Source organism: Euzebyales bacterium, assembly GCA_036374135.1.
Lineage (GTDB): Bacteria > Actinomycetota > Nitriliruptoria > Euzebyales > JAHELV01 > JAHELV01.
Window position 1 is genome coordinate 105,613 of record DASUUK010000068.1, and the last position, 16,854, is coordinate 122,466.

A 16,854-nucleotide genomic window follows, 5' to 3' on the forward strand; every position below is an offset into this window, starting at 1 on the left:
GGCGCAACCTAGCAGTTGTGTCGGATGGCCTCCGGTGGCCACCGTAGGGCCGGCACGCCGGTGGCGCGTCGCCGCGCGCCGGCAGGCACGGCTCTCGTCACAGTGCCTCGAGGAACCGTGCGGCGATTGGCGCGGCCACCCTGCCACCGTTGCCCGCGTCCTCGACGACGACCGCGACCGCCACGTCGTCCCGCGCCGCGACCACCCAGGCGTGACTGCGGCGCCGGTCTGCGTCGACGAACTGCGCGGTCCCCGTCTTGGCGAGCACCGATCCCGGGACCTCAGACAGCGCACGGGCGGTACCCCTCGACACGGAGGCACGCATCATGCGACGCAGCGTGCGCAGGGTCCTGTGATCGATCGGCTTCGGCTGTTCGCCGGCACGCGCGTGATCGGGCAACAGCACGGGCGGACGCCAGTGTCCGTCCTGCACGGTGGCGGCCACGGTCGCCATCAGCAGGGGGCTGACCAGGACCCGGCCCTGGCCGATCACCGTCGCGGCCTGCTCGACCGGATCGTCGCCGACCGGCGCCTGACCGGTGTAGGCCTCGATGCCGGGGTTCCATGCGCCGCCGACGCCGAACGCCCTGGCGGCCGCGTCGAGCGCGCTGGCGTCGAGCCGCCGCGTGGCGCCGACGAAGGCGGTGTTGCACGACCGCGCGAACGCCTGCAGCAGCGTCATGCGCCCCGGTCGGACGCCATCGGCGTTGCGGAAGGCCCGCCCGTCGATGTCGGACGTGCGCGGGCATGCCACCGCGTCGTCGGGGCGAGCACCCTCGGCCAACAACGCGGCGGCCGAAACGATCTTGAAGGTGGAGCCTGGTGGGTAGCGGCCCGTGAAGGCGAGGTTGGGGCCGCCACCGCCCGGGCTGTGCGCCACCGCGAGCACGTCACCGGTCGAAGGACGGATGGCCACGAGTGCCGCGGTCCTGTCGAGTGACGCGAGTGCGTCGTCGGCGGCGTGCTGCACGTCCATCGCGAGTGTTGTCCGCAGCGCCTCGCCGGGCTGCGGCCGTCGGTGGTGCAGCGACTCGGTGACCCCGCCGTCGCCGTCCACCGTGATGACCTCGACGCCGGGTGTACCCGCCAGCCGCCGCTGGAAGCGTCGCTGCAGGCCCGCGAGACCGAGGGTGTCGTCTGCGTCGAAGCCGAAGCCGATCTCGTCGAGCACCTCGGCGGTCGGCGGGCCGACGTGACCCAGGACCGCCCGCGCGAACGCGCGGTCGGGTGTCAGCATGCGGTCGCCCCGGCGGAACACCAGCCCGGGCACCGGTTGCAGCCGGGAGCGCAGCGGGGCGTAGTCATCCATCCGCAGCGTGATGACCTCGATCAATTCGACCGGGTCGGCTGCTGCGATCCGCGGGCGCAGGGTCGCAGGGTCGATGTCGAGCAGACGCTGCAGGGCGTGCGTGACCTGCCGGGGACTGCGCATGCGTCGCGGTTGGACGTACACGGTGACGACGGGCCGCTTCGAGAAGATCGGCGCGCCGTCGCGGGCCAGGATCGGCCCGCGCTGTGGCGTCGTCGTCCGCAGCGCCAGTTGGACGTCGGGCGTCAGGCGCGGATGCAGGATCGACGGGCGCCAGTCGACCTTCCAGCGCTCGGCCGTGAACACGAGCGGCAGCACCGCGTCGTAGGCCCAGGTGCCAGTCGGCAGGCCCCACGACACGCGCAGGTGCGCCTCCGCGGTGGGCTGTCCGGTGCCGCCGTCGGTCGGCGCCGCATCGATCTGTGCGGTCTGCCCGATGACCCGCACGCGTGGGCGTGTGCCGAGCGCGTCGATCGCCTGGCCCAGCTGCTCGGTGGCCGTCGCGGCGTCCGCGGCGTGCACGACCCGGTCGGTGTCGACGACGCCCTCCTCGAGGTCGGTCGCGTACGCCACGGCCGCCGGCATGGGGTCGGGTGTCTGGTCGAGCAGTCCGCAGCCGGTGACGCCGAGCGTCAGCACGAGCACGGCACGCGCCGCAGTCGAGCGCCCGGCCCACGGTCCGAGGTGGAGACGACCCTTCACGTCCCGGCAGGGTAGCCGCCCGGGGCGCGTGCACGGGGCGTGTGCGAGACTGTCGCGCGCGATCGCGCGGTGCCGAAACGACCCGTGGTGATGGGCGAGGCTGTTCACGGACGGAGCAACCATGTCAGACGGCGGCGTCAGGGGCCCGAACCGGAACCGGAGGTCTGCCACACGTTCGAGACGAGGACGCCGCAGGATCGCAGAGACGTCGAAACGGTGGTTCAGGATGCGCGACACGTACGGCGTGCAGATCGACCCGGACGCCGACGCTGCGCTCGTGCTGGCCGTCACCGTGGCGATCGACCAGATGGCGCACGACTGGGGAGACGACCATGACCACCGGTGACAATCTGATGCTGTACGTTGCCGCCTACGACGACGCGACGGCTGCGGCGGACGACTTCGTCCTTCTCCAGGACGCGGACGCCGTCGACGAGTTGCGGATCGTCGGAGCGGTGGTCCTCGACCGTGACCACGACGGCGAGGTCGATGTAAAGGCACACCACACCGGACTGGTCGGCGGTGGCGCTGGGGCGGGTGGGGTCGTGGGGCTGGTGGTCGGTCTGTTCGCCCCGCCGCTGCTGCTGTCGACGGCGGCCGGGGCCGCGATCGGTGCCGGCATCGGGGCGCTCATGAAGCGCCACGAGGAGAGCCAGCTCGAGATCGCGCTGCACGACTACCTGCCGCCGGGATCGTCTGCGATCGTCGCGCTGGTCGAGGACCGCCACCTCGACCGCATCGACGAGGCGCTGACCAGGTCGGCGAAGAAGGTCAGCCGGGCGATCGACTCGGGCGACTACGACAAGATCCGCCAGGAGCTGGAGGACGCCGGCTACCGCATCGGCAGGGCCATCGAGTCGTAGGTCCCGAGACGATTCGCCCCGGAGGGCGTCCCGCCCGGGGCGAGGACCCGCGCGCCGGGCGTCAGGTCGTTGCCGCGTCGCGGTCCGGTCGGGGTGCCGGCAGGAACCGCTGCGCGAAGCCACCCTTGAGCAGCCAGGAGATGCCGAACGCCCAGACGGCCACGACCTCGCCCACGTACAGCGGCGTCAGCCGCCAGATCGTGAGCCTGAGCCATCCGCCGACGCCGATCCACAGGATCGCGGCCACGATGGCCCACGCGCAGATGCGCAGCGCATTCGCCAGACCGTGCCGCTTCGTGTATTCGTCCTCCCGGTACGCGAAGATCAGGGCGATCCGCGCGAGACAGAGGACGAACACGACCGCGAACGCGAAGTGCACGCCCGCTGCCGTCGTCTCGCCCAGCAGCTGTTGGACCGGTCCGCAGCCCGCGGGCACCGCGTCCGCACCGCACAGCGGTGCGCTTTCCGGGATGCCCGGTCGTCCAGTCGGGACGAACGCGACCCCGAGCGCAGCCAGCCCGGCTGCGAGACTGTACCAGTACTCCAGTCGCCGTTGCCCGAACATGTACATGGCGAGCAGGAATCCGCACACGCTCAACGTGCCCACGAACACGTCGCGCATCGGCGTGTGGTAGTAGGAGCTGATGGATCCTCGGACCTGAACGGATCCCTCGAGGAAGATCGCTTCGCCGAGGATCAGGACGATCGGAAGCGCGATCGCAAGGAGCCCCACGGCTGTGCGGATCGCCAGATAGGACTTCGCGTACAACACCTTGGGGTCGTCCGACTCAGCTGGGAGTACGACAGGACGCTCGAAGGATCCGAGCGCCGGATTCGGTGCGTTCCGGTCGGTTGCCATCGCTTCTCCTCCCGGTGCGCCGGCATTGGTGGCGCACGATCTGGGGTGACGCGCCTCGACGCCGCCGCCCGCGAAGCTGGCGATGACCAGATGGACCAGCGATCTCCGTGCGGCCGCACGCGTGCCACGGACATGAGGAGGAGGTATGGACGCCTGATACATCGCTGCGGTGTGGGGCGCGGCGCGGTCGGTCACGTGAACGTGGACGTCCATCGTGCGCCGCACCGACCGCTCGGATGCGCGCCAGTGTGACCGCACCGACGATGAGGAATGACAGAACGGCGAGGCCGCGGTTGGGCGAGCACGATCATGTCGTAGCCTCCGATGTTCTCGGCGTTTCTCGTAGGCGGCGAGCACGTTGGCCACGAGCGCAATCACGATCGTGGAGCGTATGAGGAAGCGCGAGACGGCGAGCGCGGCCACGGCGATGGGGATGTTGTAGAGAATCGCGACGACGAGATTCTGTGATGTGATCGTCGAGCAGAAGGCCGCCGAACAACAGCCCATCGACGAATGTGCCCGGGTCCGGTCGTCTCAGCCGGCCGGTGAAGCCTCAGACGGCGGGCGCGGGGGTGCGTGCGTCGAGAGGCGGTCGGTGATGCCAGCGGTGACGGCGCGAACGAGCATCCGGGCAGTCCAGATGCGGACCCCGAGCAGACCTGACACCACTGACCGGCCTTCGAATCTGATCTGCGGGCGCGGATCGCCCCACAGCGTCAGCTCCCCCTCCACGACCGGCAGCAGCCAGGCCATGCCGAACGGAGGTTCCAGGAACTCGATCCGAAGGCTGCGTGTGGCCGTGTCGCGGCGCATCCATGGCGGGCCGACCGTGTACTGCAAGGTCACGTTGGCGCCGAGGAACCGCGTACGCATGTGGAAGGTCGACCCGCCGTGCATCGTCAGCCGTCCCGGCAGCCAGTCCGCGGGATCGCCCCGGAAGTGATGCTGGGTCTCAGGTGGATACGCCGTCAGGGCGCGCTCGATATTGATGTGACGCGGGGCGACGAACAGGTGGTCGGTCATGACGGGTCTCCTGCGGCACGACGGTCGATGGCAAGTGCCAACTGGGCGGTGAACGCGGCGAGCACGCGGCAGTCCTCCGCCGGCGGCGGCCGCCACCACCCCGGGGTCGTCGTCAACGACCTCGACGACGTCCGCATCGACCGCTTCCAGCTGCCTGCGGAGCTCGTGCAACGCCGGCTCGTCGGCCGTGTCGGTGATCGTCCGGACGTTGGCGCCGACCAGGTGCGCCCCGGTGACGCGAGCCAGGTCGGCGGCGCGGGTGATGATCGCATCTGCGTCGGGCGCGGCGTCGAACGCGACGACGAGGCGGCCCGGCCAGGCGTGGTCCTGCGCGCCACCGGCTTCGGGTCGCGGGCGGGGTCGTTTCGCCCACTCGTGCGCGAGGTCGACGAGATCGCAGCGGCTGTCTCCAGCGACGACCTCGACGTCGTCGGCCTCCAGCAGCGCGCGGTCCGGGACGCGTGAGGACGCCCGCGAAGACGGTGCCAGCGCATGCGCCAGCGATGCGATCTCGCTTGCGCAGAGCGTGCTGATGACATCGATGCCCAGCGAGCGGATCGCGTCGACGGCGGGGATGCGCTCAGCGTCTTGCGGCGCGAGCCGTGCGAGGTCGTCGAGGAGCACCACGTCGGGACGTTGCTCGCGGATGGCCCGCAGATCAACCCGCTCAGATCCGTCCGCCGCGGACAGCAGCGGCACCACGGGCATGCCGTCCAGCCCCGCGGCCTCGGTCTGGGGTGGCTCGAAGCATGCGACCAGCACGCTGGCTCCGGCGTCGCGGCGGTCGCGGCCGGCGGACAGCAGCGCGCGTCGCATCGCGGCGTCGTCCTTGACGCCGAGCAGGATGCGCCATCCACCGCGGCGCGAACGTTGACTGCCGTCCACTGAGCACCACCCGAGTCAGACCTGCGGGACGGGAGGTCGTTTGCCAGGTTCGCCCGCGCGGCTCGGCGGTACCGCAGAGACCTCGTTAAGGAGGCGGAGCGAGGCGTGAAGATCTCGTTAAGGCCCGCATCTGCAGCCCATGAGCGCCGCAGGCTGCCTGCGAGTCCTCGTACCTGTCCTGGGAGGCGGCCGTGGTCGCTGCCGACGTCACATGGACGAGGCGGCGACGTGTAGGCGACGACCGGGGAGCGGGTGGTGTTCGTGAGCGGTGAGGTCGTGTTCGGGTTCGTGGCGACCGCGGTGACGCTGGCCGGTGTCCTGGGGTGGACGTGGCACGAGCTTCGCCGCGTCGACATGGTCGTCGAACGGCGCGAACGGCAGGACTGACGGTGGCCAAGGACCGTCCCGTCGTCGAGGCGCACACCACGGAGCCGTCGCGCAGCCCGTCGGAGTTCGACATCACCATGATCGGGGGTCGGCGCGATGATCGGCGCCGGCATCTTCGTGCTGACCGGCATCGCGGCGGGAACCACTGGGCCGTCGTTGATGCTGGCGTTCGCCCTGAACGGCGTGCTGACCATCTTCACCGCGATGGTGCACGCCGGGCTCGGCTCAGCGATCCCCGAGGCGGGCGGCGGGCCACGCTGACGGTGATCGGGCTGTGTCGTCGCGTTCGGGCTGTGGGCGATGATCACCCACCCGCAACGCTCGAGCCGGATCGAACTCGAACGCGTCGCCGCCACGGATGCGACCGGCGCGTTCGTCAGCCAGGCGCGTTCGAGCTCGCTGGTGGTGATCGGCGCATCCCGGGACTGGGTCTCCTGGCGGACGCTGGCGGGGGCGTTCGCCGATGACCTGGCAAACCGGGTCGACCGCAGCATCGTCATGCTGCGTCCCAACGAGCGACGGTCGCTGTCGTGGTGGTGGCGGCGGGCGGTCGGTGTGCTGCGGGGTCGCTGACACGTCCGCCCGTGAACGGACCGTGCTGGCCGCCCACTCCCACGCTGCGGGCGGTCCTCGCTGTCAGTCCGGCGGGTTGCCATCCGCTGGCTGGGCGGTGAACCGGTAGCCCATGCCGGGTTCGGTGTGGAAGTAGCGGGGGTGAGAGGGGTCCGGTTCGAGCTTGCGACGGATGTGGGCCATGTGGACCCGTAGGTAGTTGGTCTCCTGGTGATAGCGCGGTCCCCACACGGTCTGGAGTAGCTGCTGCTGGGTGATGAGCCGCCCGTCGCCGCGGACGAGTGCCTCGACGATGCCCCACTCGGTCGGTGTCAGACGGACCTCGTCGCCGCCGGGAGTGGTGACGCGCTTGGCGGCCAGATCGATCGCGAAGTCGTCGGTGTGCACGGTTGGCTGTTCATCGCTGGGATGCGCGCGTCGGATCGCGGCGCGCAGCCGGGCGAGCAGCTCGGCCATGCCGAACGGCTTGGTGACGTAATCGTCCGCGCCGGCGTCGAGCGCCGCGACCTTGTCGTGCTCGGTCTCGCGGACCGTCAGGATGATGATCGGGATGCTGCTCCAGCCGCGGATGCCGGCGACGACTTCGACGCCGTCGATGTCGGGCAGCCCGAGGTCGAGGATCACCGCATCGGGGCGGGTGTCTGCGGTGGCATGCAGTGCCTCGTTGCCCGTGCCGGCCTGGTGGACGACATAGCCGCGGGCGCGCAGGTTGACCGACAGCGCGTGGCGGAGCTGCGGCTCGTCGTCGACGACCAGCACGCTGGTCGCGGCGGCGGGTGGGGTTGCGCTCACGAGCCGCTCACGACGCGACCTTGAGCCGCAGGACCATCGTCGCGCCTCCACCGGGCGTGTCCTCGATCGACAGCTCGGCGCTGAGTGCTTCGGCGAGGCCTCGCGCGACCGCCAGGCCCAGGCCCAGTCCGCCCGTGTGGTCGTCCAGGCGCTGGAATGGCTCGAACGCGCTTGCCCGCTGGTCGGCGGGGATGCCGGCACCGTGGTCGATGACCCGCACATCCATGCGGTCGCCGACGGTCTCGGCGCGGACCTCGCACGGCTGTGCGTCGGGCGCGTGGCGCACGGCATTGTCGACGAGGTTCGCCAGCACCCGCTCGAGCAGCGCGGCGTCGGCCAGGACCCGCGGCAGCGTGTCGGCGAGGTGCAGATCGACGTGGTGGCTGGTGTACCCGAGCCCCGCGACCGCCTCGGCAGCGACCGCGTCGAGCTCGACCGGTTGGGCGTGGACGTACAGCGCACCTGACTGCAGCCGGCTGAGGTCGAGCAGGTTGCCGACCAGCGCGTTGAGGCGGTCGACCTCCCCGACCGCCGCGCCGATGATCTTGTGGATTTCGTTGAGGTCGAATGCGGCGTCGTCGTCGAGCACGCCGGTCAGCCACGCCTTGATCGTCGCCAGCGGCGTTCGCAGGTCGTGCGACACGGCCGACAGCAGCGAGGTGCGGAACCGGTTGGCCTCTGCAAGCCCTTCGGCCCGGACCGCCTCCGCTTCGAGTCGCTGTCGCTCGAGTGCCAGGGCGAGTTGCGCGGCGAACGCCGCGAGGACGCGCCGGTCGTCGAGCGGCGCGTGCGGCCCGCGCAGCACGAGCACGCTGCCGGGCTGCAGCTCGAGGGTGTCGGAGCCCTCCGCTGGGGTTCGCGGGCACGGCGAGCCCGCGCAGGCGAGGACGATCCACCGCCCGTCCTCGCGGCGCAGCACTGCGGCAGCCTCGAGCTGGAACACCCGCCGCAGATCATCGACGAGGCGGTCGAGCGGATCGTCGCTCGCCGCGACCGTCGCGGCCAGCCGCGCCAGCGCCGTCGCCTCGGCGCCCGCACGCTCTGCTTCCGTCGCGCGGCGGGCGGCGAGGTCAACCAGCGCGCTGATCACCACCGCCGTCGTCAGAAACACGGACAGCGAGAGGACGTCCTGCACACTGTGGACCACCCACGTACGGAACGGAGGCGTGACGAACCAGTTGCTGGCGGCGAAGCCAGCGACGGCCACGACCACACTTGGCCAGATCCCGCCGACGGCGGCCACCACGACGGTCAGCGCCAGGTAGGACAGCAGCGCGGTCGACAGCTCGACCTCGGCGCCCAACGACTGGAACACGGCCGTCAGCACGGCGAGCCCGACCGCCCCGAGCGCCGCGCCGGACCACCGGCGATGGGTGGCGAGCCCGAACCTACGGTGGCGCCCGGCCGTAGAGAGCACGACCGGGCCGCCGTGCGCCGGGACATCGAGCCGCCGCCGATCCATGGCACCCATCATGCCCAAACCCCGGCCCGGGCGGTGCCGGCCGGTGTGGGGGCAGGGCCGTGGACGCCGCGTCGGGACGCCGCGGACGCCCCAACACCGTTCGAGCAGGCGTGCTCCCGGTTCACCGGGTCGCGCTGGGATCTCCTCGCCGAACTCGGGGACCTCATCGAACTGGGCGCCGTGTTCGCGATCGATCACCACTGGTACCCCTATGACATCACAATGGTCGCCCTGCGCGACGGGAATGCCGCGCAACCGGCATGCCGATGCCCACACCATCAGACTTCCGCCCTGACGTGGCTGCACCCAGTACGTGGCAATGCGCAGTCGGGTGACGCCGGCCAGAACAGGCCGCCCGGACACCCGACGTGCGCGGCCGAATCGCACCGCGGCGGCTGCGCCGACAGAGGCCCACACCAGGTGCTGGTAGTAGAACTTCGCCCGCTGGAATCACCCGTTCGGGATGACGCTTGGCTGGCCGCGGCCGGTCATGCTGCGTACCTCAACCCGTTCCGTGAAGGCACCTCACCGACTCGCGGGACGGCGCGGGACGCGCTGGATCCGGACGGTCGTTCGCAGACCGGCCGACAGCTCAGGGCGGCCATGGGCCGTGTTCGAGAACCGAAAGGGAGCGTCATGAAGGCTATGAAGATCGCCGCGGCGGTCGCGGCGGTCGCTGCGGTGGGCGGACTGGTGACCCGACGGCGCCGGCAGGGTGCTCATGGTCAGCGATAGCCGCCGAGCGGTGATGGTCCCCGCGGCGACGTTCCTCGGTGGCGCTGGCCGCTGGCTTGACCCGATCGAGGTGATGTAGGCGACGGTGCGACTGCATCTCTCAGACGCCTGATCTCATGCGAGAGGAACGTCCGTGGCAACCCTGACCGCTGTGAAGCTTCCAACCGTCGACGGCGCTCGCCAGGTGCTGGACAAGCTCCAGGACCTCCAACGGCAGCAGTTGATCGTGATCCATGACGCCGCGATCGTGCAGTGGCCCGCCGACAAGTCCAAGCCGAAGACCGAGCAGTTGCACAGCATGGCCGGCGCCGGCGCACTGTCCGGTGCCTTCTGGGGGATGCTGTTCGGACTGCTGTTCTTCGTGCCCTTGCTGGGCGCTGCCGTCGGCGCGGGTCTGGGCGGGCTGTCGGGCAGCCTGGTCGACGTCGGCATCGACGACGACTTCATCAAGCAGGTGCGCGACCAGGTCACGCCCAGCACGTCCGCCCTGTTCCTGCTGACGAGCAATGCCGTCACAGACCGCATCATGGATGCATTGCGGGGCACCGAGATGGACCTGATCGCGACGAACCTGTCCAAGGACGACGAGGACAGGCTGCGCCGCGCGTTCGAGCAGGAGTGAGCAAGGAGGCCACCATGTCCACACCAGCCATCCACGGTCCCGTCGACTTCGTGCTGCTCGAGTTCCCCGCCGATCGCATGACCGGCGCTGCTGCCGAGGCGGTGATGGATCTGGTCGACATGGGCGTCATCCGGGTCTATGACCTGCTCGTCATCCGCAAGGACGAGGATGGCACGGTCTCGGGTGTGGAGCTCAGTGACCTGACCGCCGACCAGGTGGGAGGCTTCAGCGCCTTCGCCGGGGCGCGATCGGGGTTGCTCGGCGACGACGATGCCAGGCAGGCCGCCGACGCGATGAAGCCTGGGACCGTCGCGGCACTGCTCGTCTATGAGAATGCGTGGGCCATCCCGTTCATCGCAGCGGCGCGCGACGCCGGCGGTCAGCTCATCGCGAGCGCGCGGATCCCCGCGCCGGACGTGATGGACGCGCTCGACGCCCTCGAAGCCACCGACTGAAGGAGGAGACCATGCCTGGACTACTGCGGGGAGTCGCCCGGACGGCGGTCATCGCTGGTACCGCCTCGGCGGTGAGCGGGCGCGTGCAGCGCCGTCAGGCCGAGCGGTTCGCAGAGCGTGACGCCGGGATCTACGCCCAGCGACAGCAGGCGTACGAGCAGCAGGTGGATGCGGCGCAACCTCCGCCGGCGGCCGCGCCGACGGAGACCGACGTCATCACGCAACTGCAACAGCTCGGCAAGCTCAGAGACGACGGTGTGCTGACCGAGGACGAGTTCGCGTCGCAGAAGGCGCGGATCCTCGGGAGTTGACGCCTCATGAGTCGGCCCAGTGCCATGGTCTACCTGGTCCGCCACGCCCATGCCAGCGACAAGGCGACCTGGCACGACGTCGACCTGCACCGGCCACTGTCCCCGCAGGGCGAGCGCGAGGCTGCCGGTCTCGTCATCCGCCTGGACGATCTCCCCATCGACCGGGTCCTGTCGAGTCCCGCACTGCGCTGTGAGCAGACGGTGCGTCCCGTCGCGCAGCGACGGCGCCTGGCGATCGAGCACTCCGGCATGCTCGGGGTCGGTGCCGACGCGGCCAAAATTGCTGCCTTCATCGGCGACGCCGCGGACCGGGCGGTCCTGTGCACCCACGGCGAGGTCCTCGCCGACCTGTTCCCCATCCTGCTCGCGGGTGGCCTGGTGGTGGCCGAACCGCTGGTGTGGCCGAAGGGCGCCACCTGGATTCTGCACCGGACCGGTACAGGTCCGTTCCGAGCGCGGTTCCTCCCCCCGCTCGCGTGGCCGACGGCGTGGGGTCTGGCCGAGGACGATTTGGGGTTGGTCGCAGGGCCCCGCAGCGCGAGCTTGCGTCGACGGCGGCGTCAGACCGCTGGACGTGCAGCTCGGGACCGAAGGGGAGACCGAGATGTCAGACATGCTGGCGGCCGCTGACGGTCGGGTCACGCCCGGCTCGGGGCCGACCACGGGCCCGGGCCCATGGAGAGGTGTGGGCGGGTCACCGTGGTTGGTGCCCGACGAGCGCGCCGCGATGGGCAGGGATGCCAGAGGGACCGCGCCGCGATCGGCCCACGCGACCTGGAAGCGCGCGGCCGACCGCCCGGATCCTGTCGCGCTGCTCGCCGCGCAGGCTGAGGACCGCGTGCCCGAGCTCGTGCCGATCAGGTACGGGCGCATGCTCGTCTCACCGTTCACTTTCTTCCGGGGTGCCGCGACCGTCATGGCATCGGACCTTGCGACCACACCTGCATCAGGCATGCACGCGCAGCTGTGCGGCGACGCGCACCTGTCGAACTTCGGTGGGTTCGCGTCACCCGACCGCGACCTGGTCTTCGACATCAACGACTTCGACGAGACTCTCCCGGGCCCCTGGGAGTGGGACGTCAAGCGGCTCGCGGCCAGCGTGGTGATCGCGGGACGCGACAACGGCCTGTCGGCGGGGGACTGCCGCGGGGCGGCTGAGAGCGCGGTCCGTGCGTACCGGACCGCGATGCGTTCGCTCGCCGGACGATCGCACCTGGAGGTGTGGTACGCGCGGCTCGACGACGCCGAGCTCGGCCAGAGCGTGCTGTGGAATGTCGACGCCCGGGCCCGCAAGCGCTACGAGCGCTCCGTTGCGAAGGCGCGGACGAAGGACAGCATGCGCGCACTCGCCAAGCTGACCCATGTGGTCGATGGTGAGCCGCGCATCGCGAGCGATCCACCGCTCATCGTCCCGATCGAAGAGATCTCGCAGGGCGACGCACAGCTCGAAGAAGAGGTCCTGGGTTCTGCACTCAGCGGCTACCACGAGTCGCTCGATCGCGACCGCCGGCGGCTGCTGGATGGGTACCGCGTGGTCCACAGCGCTCGCAAGGTCGTCGGGGTCGGCAGCGTGGGGACCCGGGCGTGGATCATGCTCCTGCTCGGCCGTGACGAGCGCGATCCTTTGGTCCTGCAGTTCAAGCAGGCGCAGCGATCGGTCCTCGCTCCGTACGCCGGCCGCAGCGTGTTTTTCAACGAGGGGCGGCGGGTGGTCGAGGGCCAGCGGCTGATGCAGGCGGCCTCCGACGTGTTGCTGGGATGGACACGTGTCAACGTCCGCGGACAGTCGTTCGACTTCTACGTCAGGCAGCTCTGGGATTGGAAGGCCTCCGCCGACGTCGCCGCGATGAACTCGACGACCCTGGAGGCCTACGGTCGTGCGTGCGGCTGGACGCTCGCCCGCGCGCACGCCCGGTCCGGCGACCGCATCGCGATCGCGAGCTACCTCGGCAAGGGCGCACGGTTCGACGCGGCGGTCACCGAGTTCGCTGTCCGCTATGCCGACCAGAACGAGCGGGACCACGAGGCGTTCGGCAGGGCGGTCGACTCAGGACGCCTCGACGCCCAATCCGCCTGATCTCCGAGTCGGTTGGGGATGAACCCGACACGAACGCGGCGAACAGGGGCGGGTCGCGCTGTTCAACGACACGTTCTATGTCGTCGGTGAGGAGCACATCTTCCAGTTCGACGTCACCACGTGGGCCTGGATCCACGCGCTGGTCGGCCTGGTGGTGCTCGCTGCGGGCATCGGGCTGTTCAGGGGAACGACGTGGGCGCGGATCGTCGGAATCCATGCTGCGTCGATCGCAATGCTCGTCGCGTTCGCGTGGATCCCCTGGTACCCGATCTGGGCGTTGCTGTTCGTCGCCATCTCGGTCGCGGTGATCTGGGCACTGACGGCGCACGGCAGGGACCTGAGCGCCCTGTAGCCCGCGGCGGGGTCAGAGGGTTCCGACTGATGGAGCGGGTGTCGTGCCTGGCCTCTGGGCTCCGCGAGCATGACCGTCAGGTCCGGCTGATCTATGGTCGTGGCGATGGCCCAGCCGGATCCACTCGCGCCTGCGCCTCGTCGGCTGCTGCTGCGGGCGTGCGCGCAGGTCGCACTGTCCGCGGTCGTGCTGATCGCGATCTACTACGCGTTGCCGTTGCAGCCGTCCGCCCGCGCGGGGATCCTCATCTGGCTCACGGTCGGCGTCATCGGCTTCGCCGCTGTGGCAGCACTGCTGGTGCGGGCTGTCCTGCGTGCCCAGTACCCCGTGCTGCGGGCGATCACCGGCTTCGGGATCGCGATCCCGCTGTTCGTGCTGGTGTTCGCGTCGACGTACCTGGCGCTCGTGGCCGACGACCCCGGCGCCTTCAGCGAGGGCCTGTCCCACACCGACGCGCTGTACTTCACCGTGACGGTCTTCTCGACCGTCGGGTTCGGTGACATCACGCCGATCAGCCAGAGCGCCCGCATCGCGGTCAGCATCCAGATGATCGGCGGGCTCATCGTGCTCGGAGGGTTGGCCCGGGTGGTGGTCGCAGCGGTCCAGATCAACCGCCAGCGGCAGCTCGGGTCGCGCGGGGACGCATGACCGTCTGCAGCGGTGGTCAGCCGGTGAGCACCACGCAGTTGTCCGGGCCCATGCTCGGCCAGGACGCGTCCGCGGCGTCGTCGTTCTCCCACCGGTGGTCGTCGAGCAGGTAGCGGAATTGGACCGGGTCGTCCTTGGGGAAAGCGGACGTGGGGCGTGTGCGCGACACCTTTGGCGTCGGGGTCGATCCGTCGGCCGATGCGGCGCTGATCGTGGCCGGTCCGCGACGGCCGGCGTCGACAGCGGCCGGCGCCGGCGCCATGCGGCGCGGAAGCATCCCATCGGGATGATGTGCTGCGCGACGACCCGGGTACGGTCGACGTGCCCAGTGTGCGTCCGCGAGGTGGACACGTGAGCGATCCGAGCCGTAGGGCGATCGCCGTCGGACTGCTGTCGATGCTCGTGGCGGTCGATGGTGCGGGCCCGGTACACGAGCGTGGACACGCCGGACCGTTCTGGTGGCTCACCGGGTCGTTGCGCGACCGCGTCCTGGACGTCGTCGACCCGGACGAGATCGTCGAACGGCTCGACATCGACGCGCTGCTGCGGCGGGTCGATGTCGATGGGCTGCTGCGGCGGGTCGATGTCGATGGGCTGCTGCGGCGGGTCGATGTCGATGCGCTGCTGCGACGGGTCGATGTCGACGGGGTCGTGGGACGGGTGGACCTCGACGCGGTGCTGGAGCGCGTCGACGTCGAGCGGGTGGTACAGCGCGCGGGTATCCCCGACATCGTCGCCGAGAGCACCACCAGCGTCCTGGAGCGGACGCTGGACGTCGTGCGCCGCCAGCTGCTGGGCGTCGACGTGGTGCTCGCGCGCGCCATCGCCCGGCTGCTGTCCCGCGACGAGCGCAGCCTGCAGGCCGGCCCGACCGAGCTGGTCGGTGACGACAGGCGGTTGCCGCTGCCCGGCACGCCGGCCGAGGACGTGCACGGTGACTACGCGGGCGCCGTCACGCGCTCTGCGGCGTTCGCGATCGACTGGGCGCTCGCTGTGGGCTCGTTCACGATCGTCAGCGGGGCGCTGGGCTCCGTGCTCGGTACCCTCGGCGTCGGTGGCGGCGGCGGTGTGTTGTTGTCGGGGGTCGCCCTGCTCTGGCTGTTCACCTACTGGTGGACGAGCACGGCTGTCGTCGGACGCACGCCCGGCATGGCGATCATCGGCCTTCGGATCGTGACCCGCGCGGGCGCGCCGGTGTCAGGCGGTCGTGCGTTCATCCGGGTGCTGACCATGCCGTTGAGCTTCGCGCTGTTCGGGCTCGGCCTGGTCGGCATCGTGGTCGACCGCGAGCGACGCGCGCTCCACGACGTGCTCGCCGGCTCGACGGTCGTCTACGACTGGGGCGCCCGCACGGCGACGATGCCGACCCCGCTCGCGCGCTGGCTGGAGAAACGCGCGGCACCTGTCCAGCAACCCACCGGCCGGGGACGGGACTGATTGCCGGGCCCCATGCGCGCCGGCGGCGGCCTGCAGAGGCGCGAGCGAGCTGACGGTCAGCGGTTACGTCTCCATCGGCCCGACGCACGGAAGCCGAGGTTGCCGGTCGAGCTTCCCGGGCTGTTGCCGCTCCGGGCCGCAACCCGGTACCGGCGGCAGTAGGAGGCGTGGCAGAGGTAGGAGCCACCCCGCATCGCGCGCAGCGTGCCCCGAGCCGGACCGGCGGGGTTGCGTGTAGGGCTGTGGCGGTAGTAGCCGGCAACGAACCAGTCCCCGCACCACTCCCACACGTTGCCGGTGATGTTGTGCAGGCCGTAGCCGTTCGGCGGGAACGCATCGACCGGCGCCGTTCCGTAGTAGCCGTCGGCCATCGTGTTGGTCGCCGGGAAGGGGGGCCCTGCCACACGTTCATGCGGTGGGTTCCACCGGGCTCGAGGCGGTCGCCCCATGGAAAGCTGCGCTGGACGAGACCCCCTCGCGCCGCGTACTCCCACTCGGCCTCGGTCGGCAGGCGCAGCCCCGCCCAGGCACAGTAGGCGTGCGCGTCGCGCCAGCTGACGTGCACGACCGGGTGGTCGGAGCGTCCGTCGAGGTTCGACTCCGGGCCCTCGGGCGTACGCCACGAGGCACCGAACACCTGGCGCCACCACGGTGCCTGCGCCACGCCACGCGTGGGGGGATGGTCGTCGGGCAGCAGACCGGCGAACACGAACGACCATCCGACGACCTCGGCGCTGGTGCGGTGGCGGGTGGCGTCGACGAACGCGCGGAAGGCCCTGTTCGTCACGGTGTGCGGGTCGATCCAGAACGGGTCGACGCGGACGCGGTGCACGGGGCCCTCGCCGTCGGCGGGGTGGCCACCTGGATCGCCGGTGCCCATCAGGAACATGCCACCCTCGAGCCGGACCATCCCCGCGGGTGCTGCGATCGGGCGTCGGGCGGCCGGCGTGCCGTGGTCCGTCGCAGTCCCGGTGTCGATCGTCGACGCGGGGGTGCCGCACGCGTGCGGCTGCGGCTCGGGCGGGGCGCTCATGTCGGTCACTGCTCGTGCGCCTTCGCGTCCTGCGGCGGCATCGACGCCGGGCCGCTGGTGTCACTCGCGAGGATCGCACCTGCGCGCGTTTCGATCATCACCCGCATCGGATGAGTGGGCGCGATGCCATCGAAGCGAGGTTGGGCGGTGTGTCCATCCCTGTGTGTGCGTGCGTCAGCGTCGAGAGGCGTCGCCTCGCGGCCACTACAGCGCGCCGGAGAAGTACTCGAGCGCCGTGCGGGTCTTGGTCTGCTGCTCTCCCGAGAGGTCGACGCCGTGCCCGGCAAGGTACGCGCGGGTCTCGGCGGCGACCTGGAACGTCTCGGAGG

19 protein-coding genes are annotated in these 16,854 nt (G+C 70.7%); 12 read left to right on the plus strand and 7 right to left on the minus strand.

All coding sequences use genetic code 11. The features are described 5' to 3' along the window. Positions 1-97: 97 nt before the first annotated feature. On the minus strand, positions 98-1,954 hold the full coding sequence (locus tag VFZ70_11785; GenBank protein ID HEX6256476.1) for a penicillin-binding transpeptidase domain-containing protein: 1,857 nt from the start codon (positions 1,952-1,954) through the stop codon (positions 98-100). A gap of 389 nt (positions 1,955-2,343) precedes the next feature. Here VFZ70_11785 and VFZ70_11790 point away from each other — a divergent pair, with 389 nt between their 5' ends. Then, positions 2,344-2,874 carry a DUF1269 domain-containing protein gene (locus VFZ70_11790; protein ID HEX6256477.1) on the plus strand — a complete coding sequence of 177 codons (531 nt, stop codon included), beginning with the start codon at positions 2,344-2,346 and terminating at the stop codon, positions 2,872-2,874. 61 nt (positions 2,875-2,935) lie between these two features. Here the strand turns inward: VFZ70_11790 and VFZ70_11795 are convergent, their stop codons facing one another. Then, positions 2,936-3,733, minus strand: coding sequence for a hypothetical protein (locus VFZ70_11795; GenBank protein ID HEX6256478.1), 798 nt, complete (start codon positions 3,731-3,733; stop codon positions 2,936-2,938). A 534-nt stretch (positions 3,734-4,267) separates the two neighbouring features. Then, on the minus strand, positions 4,268-5,641 hold the full coding sequence (locus tag VFZ70_11800) for a hypothetical protein (protein ID HEX6256479.1): 1,374 nt from the start codon (positions 5,639-5,641) through the stop codon (positions 4,268-4,270). A gap of 261 nt (positions 5,642-5,902) precedes the next feature. Between VFZ70_11800 and VFZ70_11805 the strand changes: the two genes are divergently transcribed. The 3 genes from VFZ70_11805 (at position 5,903) to VFZ70_11815 (ending at position 6,601) form a co-directional block, all read left to right on the plus strand. Then, positions 5,903-6,028, plus strand: a complete 126-nt coding sequence (locus tag VFZ70_11805) for a hypothetical protein (protein ID HEX6256480.1) — start codon at positions 5,903-5,905, stop codon at positions 6,026-6,028. A 96-nt stretch (positions 6,029-6,124) separates the two neighbouring features. Then, entirely contained in the window at positions 6,125-6,289 is a 165-nt protein-coding gene (locus VFZ70_11810) for a hypothetical protein (protein ID HEX6256481.1), read from the plus strand. 39 nt (positions 6,290-6,328) lie between these two features. After that, positions 6,329-6,601, plus strand: a complete 273-nt coding sequence (locus VFZ70_11815; protein HEX6256482.1) for a hypothetical protein — start codon at positions 6,329-6,331, stop codon at positions 6,599-6,601. 63 nt (positions 6,602-6,664) lie between these two features. On the opposite strand, the gene VFZ70_11820 is transcribed toward VFZ70_11815, so the two are convergent. Both VFZ70_11820 and VFZ70_11825 read right to left on the minus strand, forming a co-directional pair. Continuing rightward, positions 6,665-7,393 (minus strand): response regulator, encoded by a 729-nt coding sequence (locus tag VFZ70_11820; GenBank protein ID HEX6256483.1) that lies wholly within the window; start codon positions 7,391-7,393, stop codon positions 6,665-6,667. 7 nt (positions 7,394-7,400) lie between these two features. Continuing rightward, complete coding sequence (locus tag VFZ70_11825) at positions 7,401-8,855, minus strand: ATP-binding protein (protein ID HEX6256484.1); 1,455 nt, start codon at positions 8,853-8,855, stop codon at positions 7,401-7,403. Between the two features lie 868 nt (positions 8,856-9,723). Between VFZ70_11825 and VFZ70_11830 the strand changes: the two genes are divergently transcribed. The 7 genes from VFZ70_11830 (at position 9,724) to VFZ70_11860 (ending at position 14,055) form a co-directional block, all read left to right on the plus strand. Then, positions 9,724-10,212, plus strand: coding sequence for a DUF1269 domain-containing protein (locus VFZ70_11830; protein HEX6256485.1), 489 nt, complete (start codon positions 9,724-9,726; stop codon positions 10,210-10,212). Positions 10,213-10,226: 14 nt separating this feature from the next. Then, entirely contained in the window at positions 10,227-10,667 is a 441-nt protein-coding gene (locus VFZ70_11835; GenBank protein HEX6256486.1) for a DUF6325 family protein, read from the plus strand. 11 nt (positions 10,668-10,678) lie between these two features. Beyond that, on the plus strand, positions 10,679-10,978 hold the full coding sequence (locus VFZ70_11840; protein HEX6256487.1) for an SHOCT domain-containing protein: 300 nt from the start codon (positions 10,679-10,681) through the stop codon (positions 10,976-10,978). 6 nt (positions 10,979-10,984) lie between these two features. Next, positions 10,985-11,608: a histidine phosphatase family protein gene (locus VFZ70_11845; GenBank protein HEX6256488.1), complete on the plus strand. Its 624-nt coding sequence runs from the start codon at positions 10,985-10,987 to the stop codon at positions 11,606-11,608. Continuing rightward, positions 11,583-13,055 (plus strand): DUF2252 domain-containing protein, encoded by a 1,473-nt coding sequence (locus tag VFZ70_11850; GenBank protein ID HEX6256489.1) that lies wholly within the window; start codon positions 11,583-11,585, stop codon positions 13,053-13,055. The genes VFZ70_11845 and VFZ70_11850 overlap by 26 nt, the downstream gene beginning before the upstream one ends. A gap of 151 nt (positions 13,056-13,206) precedes the next feature. Continuing rightward, entirely contained in the window at positions 13,207-13,407 is a 201-nt protein-coding gene (locus tag VFZ70_11855) for a hypothetical protein (GenBank protein ID HEX6256490.1), read from the plus strand. Positions 13,408-13,512: 105 nt separating this feature from the next. Then, positions 13,513-14,055: a potassium channel family protein gene (locus VFZ70_11860; protein ID HEX6256491.1), complete on the plus strand. Its 543-nt coding sequence runs from the start codon at positions 13,513-13,515 to the stop codon at positions 14,053-14,055. A 16-nt stretch (positions 14,056-14,071) separates the two neighbouring features. On the opposite strand, the gene VFZ70_11865 is transcribed toward VFZ70_11860, so the two are convergent. After that, positions 14,072-14,317: a hypothetical protein gene (locus VFZ70_11865; protein ID HEX6256492.1), complete on the minus strand. Its 246-nt coding sequence runs from the start codon at positions 14,315-14,317 to the stop codon at positions 14,072-14,074. A gap of 89 nt (positions 14,318-14,406) precedes the next feature. Here VFZ70_11865 and VFZ70_11870 point away from each other — a divergent pair, with 89 nt between their 5' ends. Then, positions 14,407-15,492: an RDD family protein gene (locus VFZ70_11870; GenBank protein ID HEX6256493.1), complete on the plus strand. Its 1,086-nt coding sequence runs from the start codon at positions 14,407-14,409 to the stop codon at positions 15,490-15,492. A gap of 56 nt (positions 15,493-15,548) precedes the next feature. Here VFZ70_11870 and VFZ70_11875 read toward each other — a convergent pair whose 3' ends face one another. Then, positions 15,549-15,896 carry an SUMF1/EgtB/PvdO family nonheme iron enzyme gene (locus tag VFZ70_11875; GenBank protein HEX6256494.1) on the minus strand — a complete coding sequence of 116 codons (348 nt, stop codon included), beginning with the start codon at positions 15,894-15,896 and terminating at the stop codon, positions 15,549-15,551. Between the last annotated feature and the right edge of the window lie 958 nt (positions 15,897-16,854).

Coding starts and splice junctions, on each gene's coding strand:
- VFZ70_11815 (HEX6256482.1), top strand. CDS start 6,329: ATGATCACCCACCCGCAACGCTCGAGCCGGATCGAACTCGAACGCGTC.
- VFZ70_11845 (HEX6256488.1), top strand. CDS start 10,985: ATGAGTCGGCCCAGTGCCATGGTCTACCTGGTCCGCCACGCCCATGCC.
- VFZ70_11810 (HEX6256481.1), top strand. CDS start 6,125: ATGATCGGCGCCGGCATCTTCGTGCTGACCGGCATCGCGGCGGGAACC.
- VFZ70_11790 (HEX6256477.1), top strand. CDS start 2,344: ATGACCACCGGTGACAATCTGATGCTGTACGTTGCCGCCTACGACGAC.
- VFZ70_11850 (HEX6256489.1), top strand. CDS start 11,583: ATGTCAGACATGCTGGCGGCCGCTGACGGTCGGGTCACGCCCGGCTCG.
- VFZ70_11865 (HEX6256492.1), bottom strand. CDS start 14,317: ATGGCGCCGGCGCCGGCCGCTGTCGACGCCGGCCGTCGCGGACCGGCC.
- VFZ70_11840 (HEX6256487.1), top strand. CDS start 10,679: ATGCCTGGACTACTGCGGGGAGTCGCCCGGACGGCGGTCATCGCTGGT.
- VFZ70_11825 (HEX6256484.1), bottom strand. CDS start 8,855: ATGGATCGGCGGCGGCTCGATGTCCCGGCGCACGGCGGCCCGGTCGTG.
- VFZ70_11795 (HEX6256478.1), bottom strand. CDS start 3,733: ATGGCAACCGACCGGAACGCACCGAATCCGGCGCTCGGATCCTTCGAG.
- VFZ70_11860 (HEX6256491.1), top strand. CDS start 13,513: ATGGCCCAGCCGGATCCACTCGCGCCTGCGCCTCGTCGGCTGCTGCTG.
- VFZ70_11835 (HEX6256486.1), top strand. CDS start 10,227: ATGTCCACACCAGCCATCCACGGTCCCGTCGACTTCGTGCTGCTCGAG.